General features: G+C 73.8%; 11 protein-coding genes. 7 read left to right on the top strand and 4 right to left on the bottom strand.

What is annotated here, in order from left to right; genetic code table 11:
- Positions 1 to 68: 68 nt before the first annotated feature.
- Entirely contained in the window at positions 69 to 878 is an 810-nt protein-coding gene (locus tag ACWEJX_RS07840; protein ID WP_451606704.1) for a TIGR04222 domain-containing membrane protein, read from the bottom strand.
- A gap of 94 nt (positions 879 to 972) precedes the next feature.
- Complete coding sequence (locus tag ACWEJX_RS07835; protein ID WP_451606644.1) at positions 973 to 2,067, bottom strand: hypothetical protein; 1,095 nt, start codon at positions 2,065 to 2,067, stop codon at positions 973 to 975.
- A 237-nt stretch (positions 2,068 to 2,304) separates the two neighbouring features.
- Between ACWEJX_RS07835 and gcl the strand changes: the two genes are divergently transcribed.
- Positions 2,305 to 4,092: a glyoxylate carboligase gene (gcl, locus tag ACWEJX_RS07830; protein ID WP_451606643.1), complete on the top strand. Its 1,788-nt coding sequence runs from the start codon at positions 2,305 to 2,307 to the stop codon at positions 4,090 to 4,092.
- A 127-nt stretch (positions 4,093 to 4,219) separates the two neighbouring features.
- Here gcl and ACWEJX_RS07825 read toward each other — a convergent pair whose 3' ends face one another.
- Positions 4,220 to 5,194 (bottom strand): ArsR family transcriptional regulator, encoded by a 975-nt coding sequence (locus ACWEJX_RS07825; protein WP_451606642.1) that lies wholly within the window; start codon positions 5,192 to 5,194, stop codon positions 4,220 to 4,222.
- A gap of 81 nt (positions 5,195 to 5,275) precedes the next feature.
- Here ACWEJX_RS07825 and ACWEJX_RS07820 point away from each other — a divergent pair, with 81 nt between their 5' ends.
- From ACWEJX_RS07820 to pqqE, 6 genes are all read left to right on the top strand, one after another.
- A complete protein-coding gene (locus tag ACWEJX_RS07820; RefSeq protein ID WP_451606641.1) occupies positions 5,276 to 6,583 on the top strand; it encodes an MFS transporter in 1,308 nt (435 codons plus the stop codon).
- A gap of 106 nt (positions 6,584 to 6,689) precedes the next feature.
- Positions 6,690 to 6,845: a pyrroloquinoline quinone precursor peptide PqqA gene (locus tag ACWEJX_RS07815; protein WP_451606640.1), complete on the top strand. Its 156-nt coding sequence runs from the start codon at positions 6,690 to 6,692 to the stop codon at positions 6,843 to 6,845.
- A gap of 12 nt (positions 6,846 to 6,857) precedes the next feature.
- The gene (locus ACWEJX_RS07810) at positions 6,858 to 7,874 is read left to right on the top strand and encodes an MBL fold metallo-hydrolase (protein WP_451606639.1); all 1,017 of its coding nucleotides are present in this window, start codon (positions 6,858 to 6,860) and stop codon (positions 7,872 to 7,874) included.
- Entirely contained in the window at positions 7,871 to 8,680 is an 810-nt protein-coding gene (gene pqqC, locus ACWEJX_RS07805; protein ID WP_451606638.1) for a pyrroloquinoline-quinone synthase PqqC, read from the top strand. Before ACWEJX_RS07810 ends, pqqC begins: the two co-directional genes overlap by 4 nt.
- A complete protein-coding gene (gene pqqD / locus ACWEJX_RS07800; protein ID WP_451606637.1) occupies positions 8,677 to 8,931 on the top strand; it encodes a pyrroloquinoline quinone biosynthesis peptide chaperone PqqD in 255 nt (84 codons plus the stop codon). The genes pqqC and pqqD overlap by 4 nt, the downstream gene beginning before the upstream one ends.
- Positions 8,932 to 8,945: 14 nt before the next feature.
- Complete coding sequence (pqqE, locus tag ACWEJX_RS07795) at positions 8,946 to 10,049, top strand: pyrroloquinoline quinone biosynthesis protein PqqE (protein ID WP_451606636.1); 1,104 nt, start codon at positions 8,946 to 8,948, stop codon at positions 10,047 to 10,049.
- A gap of 376 nt (positions 10,050 to 10,425) precedes the next feature.
- On the opposite strand, the gene ACWEJX_RS07790 is transcribed toward pqqE, so the two are convergent.
- Positions 10,426 to 11,883, bottom strand: a complete 1,458-nt coding sequence (locus ACWEJX_RS07790) for a catalase (RefSeq protein WP_451606635.1) — start codon at positions 11,881 to 11,883, stop codon at positions 10,426 to 10,428.
- Positions 11,884 to 11,939: the final 56 nt, after the last annotated feature.

Raw genomic sequence — 11,939 nt, 5'->3', positions numbered from 1 at the left:
GCCCCCTGGCCGCCGGGCTGCCGGGTACGGGCCTCAAGCCTTCCCGTCCGCCCCTCCGCCCCTCTGCCTCAGTCCGGCATGCCGCCCGGGCAGCTCGGGCCGTTGTCCGGGTTCCAGCCGCGGCCCGTCGCGTAGCCGTCGTCGCGGTTGTGGTGGCGGCGTAGCAGGCCGCCGTCGCGGGAGAAGTGGGGCAGGAAGAGGGTGAGGGCCGGGTCGCCGTAGAGGGCCACGTACAGGAGTACGTCCTTCGCGTCGGTGACCTCGCGGCGGTGGGCGGGCAGGGGGTGTCGGGCGCGGAGGTTCGCCAGGAGGCGGCGTGCGGCGCGGGTGGTGGGCGGGACGCAGAGGAGGGCCGCGGCGGCGAGGACCGGTACCGCGCCGAGCGCCAGCGCGAGCAGGGAGGGCAGGGGGTCGCCTGTCGTCGGCGCCGTCGCGAAGAGGCCGATGCCGACCGTGACCGGCACGCAGACCAGCAGCACCCGGGCCGCCCGGAGCCGCCCCGGCGGGCGCAGCAGGCCGCTTCTGCCGAGCTCCGCGCGCAGCGCGTCGAGTGCCTGCCGGGCCTTCGGCCGTCCGGCCAGGACCCGCAGCGCGAGGGCCCGCTGCAGCGAGCGGTGCACGCCCAGCTGGAGCGGGTCGCGGGTGCGGCCGGCCCCGCCGTTGGCGCGAACCGTGCCCCGGCGGCCCGCCGCCACCGCCCCGCGCTGGTGCAGCGCGACGAGCGCCACGATCACGGCGGCGCGCGGTCCGCCCCGCAGCAGCGCGAGCGCTTCCGGAGCCAGCTCCGGGCGCTCCTGGCTGCGGGTTCGCAACAGCAGGCCCGCCAGGACCAGTTGGACCCCTGCCGCCACAAGGAACCACCACATCCCCGTTGTCATGGTGTTCACCCCCCGAGGATGTTGTGCCCGGGGTTGGGGCGGTCGTCACGTACGAATGGCCGAAATACTCACGGAGCCACGGGGCCGACGCGGATCACGGCGCTCCGGCCGCGAGGAGCTCACCGGCCGGGCCGTTGACCGGCTGCGGCGTGCCCGTCAGGTCGAGCACGAAGAGCGGGACGCCAAGACCCTCGGCGCGATCGTGGGCCTCGGGCGTGTAGCCGGCCAGCGAGAAGTAGACGCTCACCGCCGCGTTGCTGAGCCCGTTCAGCCACAGGCACTCCACCGCCCGCAGCCCGGTCGGCCGGGTGCTCGGATCCACCTGGGCGACGAGCCCGGGCGCGCGCAGGTCGACGGCCGACGCCGACCGCTCCTCCGGCTGGACCACGTCCCGGAAGCCCAGCCAGCGCAGATACCCGGCCGAGGCCGCCACCGCGTCCCGGGTGGTCCGGATCGTGACCGGGCGGAACGCCGTGCGCGGCGAGGCGCCGGCCTCCGCCCGCCCCGGGTGCGCCGGCAGCGGCGGCAGCGGCGAGGGATGGCGACGCGCGAAGGAGCCGGGGGAGGCAGGCGAGCCGGGGGAGGGGTGGGAACCGGGGGAGGGGTGGGAGCCGGGGGAGGGTTGGGAGCCGGCAGCCCCGGTGGGCCGGGGGGAGTCCTGCGCGGGCGCGTCCGACTGGTCGGCGGCCGCCGGTCCTGTCACGGGCCCCACGCCGGCCTCGGCGCCGCCGGGCCGGCCACCAGGCCCGGCGTCCGCCCCGGCGCCCGCCGCGCCGCTCGCCCCGGTACCCGGGCCGCCGCCCGGCTCCCGTACCGCCCGCGCCCCGTCCCCCGCCCCTTCCGTCGCGTCCCGCCTGGCCACATCCCGTCCGGCCACATCCAGCTCCGCCGCGTTGCCCTCCGCCGCGCCCCACCCCGCCGGCCCCGCCGCGTCCCGTACCGCCACCCGCAGTACCGCCCCGCACGGGCAGCCGACCTCCGGGTGGGGCCAGTCCGAGGTGCGGGCGCAGGCGGTGCAACGGACCGTGACCCACTCGTCCGACCAGTTGCGGTGCGTGATCGGTTCGGCGGCGGCGCCCGGGACCACCGGTGGCGCGACCGGGGTGCCGCAGGCGCAGGGGAAGGCGGGCGCCGCGTACCGGAGTGTGCGGAGGCATTCCGGACAGCGCACCTGGACCGACTCACCCACTTGCGAACCCCCTCTGCGTCGTGCGTCCCCATAGTCCACCAATCCGGACCCCCGAGGGAGGCACTTCGGCCATCACGCCCCCGCCCCGCCCCCGCCGTGGCATGCCTCTGGCATGTCACCGGCGTGGACGTCTCTTGACGCCTCTCCACACCCCCACCTACATTGCTTCCGTATAGCAGAACAGTACTTCCGCATTATGGAAACAAGCCGTCAAGGCCCCGGAGAGGGAGCACTCCCATGCCTCGTATGACCGCCGCAGCAGCGGCCGTTGAGATCCTCAAGCGCGAAGGCGTCACCAACGCGTTCGGCGTGCCCGGTGCGGCGATCAACCCCTTCTACCGCGAGCTCAAGAACGTCGGCGGCATCAGCCACACCCTGGCCCGCCACGTCGAGGGCGCCTCCCACATGGCCGAGGGTTACACCCGCGCCAAGGCCGGCAACATCGGCGTCTGCATCGGTACGTCCGGCCCCGCCGGCACCGACATGATCACCGGCCTGTACTCGGCCATCGCCGACTCGATCCCGATCCTGTGCATCACCGGCCAGGCCCCGGTCTCGAAGCTCCACAAGGAGGACTTCCAGGCCGTCGACATCGCCTCGATCGCCAAGCCCGTCACCAAGGCCGCGACCACCGTCCTGGAGGCCGCGCAGGTCCCCGGCGTCTTCCAGCAGGCCTTCCACCTGATGCGCTCCGGCCGTCCCGGCCCGGTCCTCATCGACCTGCCGATCGACGTCCAGCTGACCGAGATCGACTTCGACCCGGAGACGTACGAGCCGCTGCCGGTCTACAAGCCGTCCGCGACCCGCGCCCAGGCCGAGAAGGCCCTGAACTTCCTCCTGGAGTCCGAGCGCCCGCTGATCGTCGCCGGCGGCGGCATCATCAACGCCGACGCCTCCGACCTGCTGGTCGAGTTCGCCGAGCTGACCAACATCCCGGTCATCTCCACCCTCATGGGCTGGGGCACCATCCCGGACGACCACGAGTTGGCCGCCGGCATGGTCGGCGTCCAGACCGCGCACCGCTACGGCAACGCGACCTTCCTGGAGTCGGACTTCGTCCTCGGCATCGGCAACCGCTGGGCCAACCGCCACACCGGTTACAACATGGAGGCCTACACCAAGGGCCGCAAGTTCGTCCACGTCGACATCGAGCCGACCCAGATCGGCAAGATCTTCGCCCCGGACTACGGCATCGCCTCCGACGCCAAGGTCGCCCTTGAGCTCTTCGTCGAGATCGCGAAGGAGTGGAAGGCCGCCGGCAAGCTGCCGGACTTCTCCGCCTGGGCCGCCTCCGCGCAGGAGCGCAAGGCCACCCTGCAGCGCCGTACGCACTTCGACAACATCCCGATGAAGCCGCAGCGCGTCTACGAGGAGATGAACAAGGCGTTCGGCCCGGAGACCCGCTACGTCACCACCATCGGTCTCTCCCAGATCGCCGCCGCGCAGTTCCTGCACGTCTACAAGCCGCGTCACTGGATCAACTGCGGCCAGGCCGGCCCGCTCGGCTGGACGATCCCGGCCGCGATCGGTGCCGCCACCGCCGACCCGGAGACCCCGGTCGTCGCGCTCTCCGGCGACTACGACTTCCAGTTCATGATCGAGGAGCTGGCGGTCGCCGCCCAGCACAAGGTCCCCTACGTCCACGTCCTCGTGAACAACGCCTACCTGGGTCTGATCCGGCAGGCGCAGGGCAACCTCGGCATCAACTTCGAGGTCAACCTCGAGTTCGAGAACATCAACACCCCGGAGATCGGCGTCTACGGCGTCGACCACGTCAAGGTCGCCGAGGGCCTCGGCGTCAAGGCGATCCGCGTCGAGGACCCGAGCAAGCTCGGCGAGGCCCTGGAGCAGGCCAAGAAGATGGCCGTCGAGTTCCGCGTCCCGGTCGTCGTCGAGGCGATCCTGGAGCGCATCACCAACATCGCGATGAGCAAGACGGTCGACATGAGCGACGTCACCGAGTTCGAGGACCTGGCCACCGAGCCCGGCCACGCGCCCACCGCGATCAAGGCCCTGAAGGTCTGACCAGGCCGCCGTTACGGACTGAACAGCCCTGACGGACTGAACAGCCCTGACGGACTGAACAGCCCTGACGGACTGATCGGACTGCCGTGACAAGGCCCTCGCCCCGTTGAGCACCGGGGCGGGGGCCTCATCGCGTCTGCGCCCGTACGAGGACGGCGCCCGCCTCCGTCCAGTCGTACAGCACCGAACGGCCCGCCCGCCGCCGCCGGACCAGCCCCGCGTCCAGCAACACCTTCAGATGCCGGCCGACCGAGCCGAGCCCCTGCCCGGTCAGCGCCACCAACTGGCTGGTCGACAGCGGGGATTCGAGCCGTACGAGGATCCCGGCGCGCGCCCGGCCGAGCAGCGTCCCGAGCGCCTCGGGCACGGCCGGGCCGCCGCCGTCCGCGAGGGCGCCCGCGCACGGGTACACCACCGCGAACCGCTCCGAGCCCTCCCACGACACCCAGCCCCTCGCCGGCGTCACCGGCACGAAGAGCAGCCGGCCGCCCTCCACCGAACGCGGCGGATAGTCGAGGGCGTTGACCTGCAGCCGGCCGTCGCCCAGCCAGCGCAGCTTTCCCGGGCACAGCTCGTCGAGCGCCGCCGCCCAGCCGTCCCGGCCGAGCCGCGCGGTGCGCGCCGTGATGTCCGCCTCCAGGACCCGGCGCCGGCGCGGCCAGTCCGGCAGCACGGTCTCGCGCCACACCCACTCCAGGACCGTCGCGAGCCGGTGCGGCAGGTCCGGCGCCGAGCGCAGCGGCGCCGGTACGGGGCCGCCGAGCGCGACCTCCAACTGCGGTACGGCGGAGCCGGGTTCGGTCTTCCGGACCGCCGTGACCTCCTCCTCGAAGGAGCGCTCGCCCTCGCCCAGTGGCGTCGGCGTCAGGAAGTCCGCGCTCCAGGTCGGCCCGATCGCCGCCCGGACGAGCAGCGCGTCCAGCGGCTCGGCTGCGAGACGGCCGCGGTACGCCGACAGGTGGGCGGCCAGCCAGGCGCGCTCGCCCGGGTGGGCGCCGCACCCCTCGTGCAGGGTCCGCAGGGCCGCCACCGTCTCGGCGAGCGGCGAGACGACGAACCGGCTGCCGGCGAGCGAGTCCGTACCGATCCGCCACCAGCCCACGGCATGCCTCCCCGCCCCTGTGGTTTCGCCCAGGCGCGAAACAATATCGTGGCGGCGCGGACCTGCCCGAGACTCCGGCGCATGCCCCGCAACAGCCCCCACGACGGCCCCCGCAACAGCCCCGACAACGGCTCCCGCAACAGCCGCCGCAACGGTTCCGGCAACAGCCCCCGCTACCGCGACGTCCTCCGCACGCCCGAGTTCACGCCGCTCTTCCTCGCGAGCTCCGCCCAGGTGGCCGCCCAGACCCTCTCCGGCCTCGGCCTCGCCACCCTCGTCTTCCGTGCCACCGGCTCACCGCTGCTCTCCGCCCTCGCCATGTTCGGCCCGGCCCTCGCCCAGCTCGTCGGCGCCACCACACTGCTCTCCGCCGCCGACCGGCTGCCGCCGCGCGCCGCGCTCACGGCCCTCGCGCTCGTCTTCGCGGCCGGTACCGCCGTCCAGGCGGTCCCCGGCCTCCCCGTCGCCGCCGCCTTCGCGGTCCTCTTCCTCCAGGGCCTCGCCGGCTCCGTCGGCGGCGGCGTCCGCTACGGCCTGCTCACCGAGATCCTGCCGCGCGAGCGCCACCTCATCGGCCGCTCCGTCATGAACATGGCCGTCGGGGTCTGCCAGATCGCAGGCTTCGCGACCGGCGGCCTGCTGCTCGCGCTGCTCTCACCCCGCGGCACCCTGCTCGCCGGCGCCGCGCTCCACGTCCTCGGGGCGATCGCCGCCCGCGCCGGTCTCTCCCGGCGCGCCCCGCGCGCCACCGGCCGGGCCTCCGCCGCCGCGACCTGGCGGACCAACGCCCGGCTGTGGGCCTCGCGCCCGCGCCGCCACACCTATCTGGCGCTCTGGGTGCCCAACGGGCTCGTCGTCGGCTGCGAGTCGCTCTTCGTCCCGTACGCCCCCGAGCGCGCCGGCCTGCTCTTCGCCTGCGCCGCGGCCGGGATGCTGGCCGGGGACACGGTGGTGGGCCGGTTCGTGCCGGCGGCGTGGCGGGCCAGGCTCGCCGCACCCCTCCAGGCCCTGCTCGCGGCCCCGTACCTGCTCTTCGTCCTCCGCCCCGGACCGGCCCTCGCCGTGGCCGCCGTCACCGTGTCCGCCGTCGGCTACAGCGCGAGCCTCCTCTACCAGGAACGCCTCACGGCCCTCCTCCCCGACGAGCTGAGCGGCCACGCGCTCGGCCTGCACACCTCGGGCATGCTCGCGCTCCAGGGCCTCGGCGCCGCCCTCGCGGGCGCGCTCGCCCAGCTCACCTCGCCCGCCACGGCGATGACCCTGCTCGCGGCCGGCTCGCTCGCGGTCAACCTGGCGCTGGTCCTCACCGCGCGGCCGCCGGGCGCACGGCGGCGGGACACCCGACCGGCCGACCCCGCTTGCCCGGCCGCCCGCGGCGGCCGACGCTGAGGCGAGGACCCCCTCCCATCCGATCGGCGAAGGGCAGGACGTGCTCATGGTGAACAGCTCGCGGACGGCGGCCGGAGACCGCCCGGAACCGGCAGCGGAACGAGCCATGACCCCGGACGCGCCCGTGGACCCGGACACCACCCAGGATCCGGGAGAGCCCGGACGGACCGCGCATCCGGCGGAGGCGGCCTGGCGGACTCCCGGCCACACGAACGTCGAGACCGCGCTCGAAGTGACCGGGTACTCCCAGGCCACCCGCTGACGCCCGCCGGACATGCTGCTCAAGGTGCTCGGCACCGCGGCCGGCGGAGGCGTGCCCCAGTGGAACTGCGCCTGCCACGGCTGCGCCGGCGCGCGCGCCCACCCCGAGCGCCGCCGCCGGCACGCCTCGCTCGCCGTCGAGGCGGCTCCGGGACGCTGGTACGTGATCAACGCGACCCCGGACATCGCGGACCAGATCGAACGCTGCCCGGCGCTGCACCCGCGCCCCGGCACCGACCCGCGGCGGACGCCGCTCGCCGGAGTGGTCCTGACCGACGCCGAGCTCGACCACACCCTCGGCCTGGCCCGGCTCCGCGAGGCCGAACGGTTCGAGGTGATCGCCGCCGACCCGGTACGGGACGCGGTACGGGACCGGCAGGGCCTGGGCGAACTCCTCGCCGCTTACGCCGATGTGACATGGCGCCGGCTTCCGCTGTCAGGCAGCCCGGGCAGTCCGGGCAGTCCGGGTGGCCTGGGCGGCCGGGGTGGCCTGGGCGGCCGGGATGACCTGGGTGGCCCGTGTGGCCCGTGTGGCCCGGACAGCCCGGACGCACCGCTCCTGCCCGGCTCCACCGTCCACGTCGGTGCCGTGCCCGTCTCCGGCAAACGCCCCCGCTACGCGGCCTTGTCCCCGCAGCCGGCCGGCCCCGGGGCCTGGGTGGTGGCTCTGCGCCTCACCGATCGCGCCACCGGGCGGACCCTCCTGTACGCGCCCGCGCTCGGCTCCTGGCCGGACGCCTTCCAGGCCGCCGTCGCCGAGGCCGACTGCGTGATCGTCGACGGCACCTTCTGGGACGACGAGGAACCGCGCGCGACGGGCTGCTCGGACCGCACCGCGACGGCCATGGGCCATCTGCCGATCACCGGGCCGAACGGCACGGCCCGGCGGCTCGCCGGCCTGCCGGGCCGCCGCCTCTACACCCATCTGAACAACACCAATCCCCTGGTCGACCCCGACGCGCCGCAGCACAAGGAGCTCATCCGGCTGGGCATCGAAGTGGCCGCCGACGGAACGGAGATCGTGCTGTGACCCTCTCGGAGACCGGAGTCGACGCGGCCGAGCCGTGGGGGAGGGCCGAGTTCGAGGAACGGCTCCGTGACGTCGTCGAGCGCCGCTACCACGACCGTCACCCCTTCAACGTGCGCATGCACGAAGGTGAGTTGAGCCATGACGAGGTGAGGCGCTGGATCACCAACCGCTTCCACTACCAGCGCCACATCCCCGTCAAGGACGCGCTGATCATGGCCAAGTTCGACACGCCGGAGCTGCGCCGTGCATGGGCGCGCCGGGTGGAGGAACAGGACGGACGCACGGAGGGGGGACGCACGGTCGACGAGGGCGGCATCGAGCGCTGGCTGCGGCTCGGCGAGGCCGCCGGTCTCGACCGGGCCGGGCTGCTCGCCGGCCGGGAGGTCCTGCCCGGGGTGCGGTTCGCCGTCGACGGGTACGTGAACTTCTGCCGGCACCGCCCGGCCCTGGACGCCGTCGCGGCCTCGCTCACCGAGCTGTCCGCCCCGGACCTCATGCGGCGCCGCACGGCGGCCTTCGAGCGGCACTACCCCTGGGTCCGCAGCAGCGGGCTCGCCTACTTCCGGGACCGCGTCCACCAGGGCCGGCAGGCCGGCGACGAGGCGCTGCGGCTGGTCCTGGACTGGGCGCGCGACCGGGCCGGACAGGACCGGGCGGTCGCCGCGCTCGCCTTCAAGTGCCAGGTCCTGTGGTCGCTGCTCGACGCCGTCGACCACGCGCCCTCGCCCTCGCCCTCGCCCCCGGCGGCGGGCTCGGGCGCGGGCTCGGGCGCGGGCTCGGGCGCGGTCTCGTGGGACGCGCGATGAGCTGGCGTCCCGTGCTCGCCCCGGCGGTCGTGCTGCGGCCCGACCGCGTGCGCGGCACCGATCTGCTCGTCAAGCCCGAACGCGTGGCCGTGCTGCACGGCGCGGCCGCCGGCGTCCTCGGCCTCTGCGACGGCCGGCGCACGGTGCCCGGGATCCTCGCCGAGCTGACGGCACGGTTCCCAGGAGCCCCGGTGGCCGAGGAGGTCCCCGAGTTCCTGGACCGGCTGCGGGCCGAGGGCTGGCTGCGGTGACGGCGGGCGAGCGCGTGCCACGGCCCTGGGCGCTGCTCGCCGAGCTGACCCATCTGTGTCCGCTGCGCTGCCCGTACTGCTCCAACCCGCTGGAGCTGACCGGTCGTTCGCGCGAGCTCGGCACCGCCCAGTGGCGGGACGTGCTGCGGCAGGCCGCCGACCTCGGTGTCGTACAGACCCATCTGTCCGGTGGGGAACCGCTGTTGCGCACGGATCTGGCGGAGATCGTCGAGGCCGCCGAATCGGCGGGCGTCCACACCCAGCTCGTCACCAGCGGTCTGGGCCTGGACGAGGAGCGGCTGGCCGGCCTGACGGCGGCCGGGCTGCGTGGCGTACAGCTGTCGGTGCAGCACGCCGAGGCGCCGGCCTCCGACCGGATCGCCGGGCGCCGGTCGTACGAGGCGAAGGAGCGGGCCGCGGCGCTGGTGCGGGAGGCGGGCCTGCCGCTCGGCCTCAACGTGGTGCTGCACCGGGCCAACCTCGACGCCGTCGACGCCCTGGTGGAACTGGGCCTCGCCTGGGGCGCGGACCGGATCGAGCTGGCCAACGCGCAGTACTACGGCTGGGCGCTGCGCAACCGTGCCGCGCTCCTGCCGAGCCCGGCGCAGCTGGCCCGGGCGGCGGAGCGGGTGCGCCGGTGGCGGTCACGCCTCGCCGGGCGCACCGAGCTGGTGTGGGTGGCGTCCGACCACTTCGGGGGAGTGCCCAAACCCTGCATGGGCGGCTGGGGACGGGTCTCGCTCACCGTCACCCCCGACGGCACCGTCCTGCCGTGTCCGGCGGCGGCGACGCTGCCCGGGCTCGACGCCCCCAGTGTGCTGACCCGGCCGCTCGCCTGGATCTGGGAGCACTCGGCGGCCTTCGGCCGGTACCGCGGCACCGACTGGATGCGGGAGCCGTGCCGCAGCTGCCCGCGCCGCGCGGAGGACTTCGGCGGCTGCCGCTGCCAGGCGTACGCGCTGACCGGTGACGGGGCCCGCACCGACCCGGCCTGCCGGCTGTCGCCCGACCACGGTCTCGTCGAGGGTCTCGTCCGCGCGGCGGCGGACACGGACGCGGCGGGGCGGGCGGCCTATGCGTACCGCACGTACGCAGACACGAAAAGGACCAGGGCCTGACCCTCTGTGCATGGGTCAGACCCTGGTCTTCGAACGCCCAGCGCGGGACCGTAAACCGCGCTGCGCGACGTGGTGACCGCCCGACGGTGCGAGGCTGGCGCGACAGGACGTTCGCGCCGCCGGGCGGAGTCTGGCCCCCTTCCGTGCGAGAAGGGGGTGCGTTGGGACCGCGGTGGCACCGACGGACGCCGCGGCCGGGTCCCCTTCCTTCAGGTCAAGAAGGGGAGCCGCGGGTCCTTACCACCGCACTGGCTCGGCGCCACCGCGGTCCTCACGCTGTCCGGCTCGACGACCACCCCTCATCCGGGCCGGCGAGCCGGACCGCGCACGGCACTGACCTCCCGTCAGGTGCCGTACGCAGCCTTGGAGTCGAGGCTCAGTCCTCGCGCAGGGCGCGGACGGCCTCCTCGACGCGCCGGCCGTACTCGGCGTCGGCGGCGGCGAAGTGGGCGAGGTTCTTCTCGATGATGTCCTCGCGGGCGACCTGGGAGAGGCTGCCGGCGATGTTGGACACCAGACGGGACTTCTCGTCCTCGGACATCAGGCGGTAGAGCTCACCGGCCTGGAAGAAGTCGTCGTCCTTGACGTGCTCCGGGGCCGCGTGGGTGCCGGTCCAGCCGTGGATGGCGAGCGGCGCGGAGAGCGCGTTGTCGGTCTGCGCCGGGCCCGAGTACGAGTTGGGCTCGTAGTTCTTGTCGTGGCGCGAGCCGTTGCGGGTGGCCATGAAGCCGTCGCGGCCGTAGTTGTCGGCCGTGGTCGCCTTGGGGGCGTTGACCGGCAGCTGGGTGTGGTTGACGCCGAGGCGGTAGCGGTGGGCGTCCGCGTAGGCGAAGAGACGGCCCTGGAGCATCTTGTCCGGCGAGGGGCCGATGCCCGGCACGAAGTTGTTCGGGGAGAAGGCGGCCTGCTCGACCTCGGCGAAGACGTTGTCCGGGTTGCGGTCGAGGACCAGGCGGCCCACACGCTGCAGCGGGTAGTCGGCGTGCGGCCACACCTTGGTGAGGTCGAACGGGTTGAAGCGGTAGTCCGCGGCCTCGGCGGCCGGCATGATCTGGACGTAGAGGGTCCAGGACGGGTTCACACCGCGCTCGATGGACTGCAGCAGGTCGGTCTGGTGCGAGTTGGCGTCCTTGCCGACCAGCTCGGCGGCCTGCTCGGCGGAGAGCGAGCGGATGCCCTGGTTCGTCTTGAAGTGGTACTTGACGAAGAAGGCCTCGCCCGCCTCGTTGGTCCACTGGTAGGTGTGCGAGCCGTAGCCGTTCATGTGGCGGTACGAGGCCGGGATGCCGCGGTCGCCGAAGAGCCAGGTGATCTGGTGGGTCGCCTCGGGGGCGTGGGCCCAGAAGTCCCAGACGTTGTCCGCCTCCTGCTTGCCCGTGAACGGGTCGCGCTTCTGGGAGTGGATGAAGTCGGGGAACTTGATCGGGTCCTTGATGAAGAACACCGGGGTGTTGTTGCCGACGAGGTCGTAGTTGCCCTCTTCGGTGTAGAACTTGAGCGCGAAGCCGCGCGGGTCACGGACCGCGTCCGCGCCACCGAGCGAGTCGGCCACGGTGGAGAAGCGCAGGAACGTCTCGGTCTTCTTGCCGACCTCGGAGAGGAAGGCGGCCTTCGTGTAGGCCGTGACGTCGTCGGTCACCTCGAAGTAGCCGTACGCGCCGGAGCCGCGGGCGTGCACCACGCGCTCCGGAATGCGCTCACGGTTGAAGCGCGCGAGCTTCTCCAGCAGGTGCTGGTCCTGGAGCAGGATGGGGCCACCGACGCCGGCGGTGGCGGAGTTCTGGTTGTCGGCGACGGGGGCGCCGGACTCGGTCGTAAGCACGCGCTTCGACATGGTGGACCTTCCGTGAGCTGCACTGCTGCTGGTCAAGTGCTCTGGAGCGTAGGTAC

This window comes from Streptomyces sp. NPDC004788, assembly GCF_053601115.1.
Note: the sequence above shows the minus strand (reverse complement) of the source record. Positions and strands in the feature narration are given on the sequence as shown.

What these genes read in the sequence shown, in the direction of transcription:
- ACWEJX_RS07840 (WP_451606704.1), bottom strand. Translation starts at nt 878, where the DNA reads ATGACAACGGGGATGTGGTGGTTCCTTGTGGCGGCAGGGGTCCAACTG.
- gcl (WP_451606643.1), top strand. Translation starts at nt 2,305, where the DNA reads ATGCCTCGTATGACCGCCGCAGCAGCGGCCGTTGAGATCCTCAAGCGC.
- ACWEJX_RS07820 (WP_451606641.1), top strand. Translation starts at nt 5,276, where the DNA reads ATGCCCCGCAACAGCCCCCACGACGGCCCCCGCAACAGCCCCGACAAC.
- ACWEJX_RS07815 (WP_451606640.1), top strand. Translation starts at nt 6,690, where the DNA reads ATGACCCCGGACGCGCCCGTGGACCCGGACACCACCCAGGATCCGGGA.
- ACWEJX_RS07810 (WP_451606639.1), top strand. Translation starts at nt 6,858, where the DNA reads ATGCTGCTCAAGGTGCTCGGCACCGCGGCCGGCGGAGGCGTGCCCCAG.
- pqqD (WP_451606637.1), top strand. Translation starts at nt 8,677, where the DNA reads ATGAGCTGGCGTCCCGTGCTCGCCCCGGCGGTCGTGCTGCGGCCCGAC.
- ACWEJX_RS07790 (WP_451606635.1), bottom strand. Translation starts at nt 11,883, where the DNA reads ATGTCGAAGCGCGTGCTTACGACCGAGTCCGGCGCCCCCGTCGCCGAC.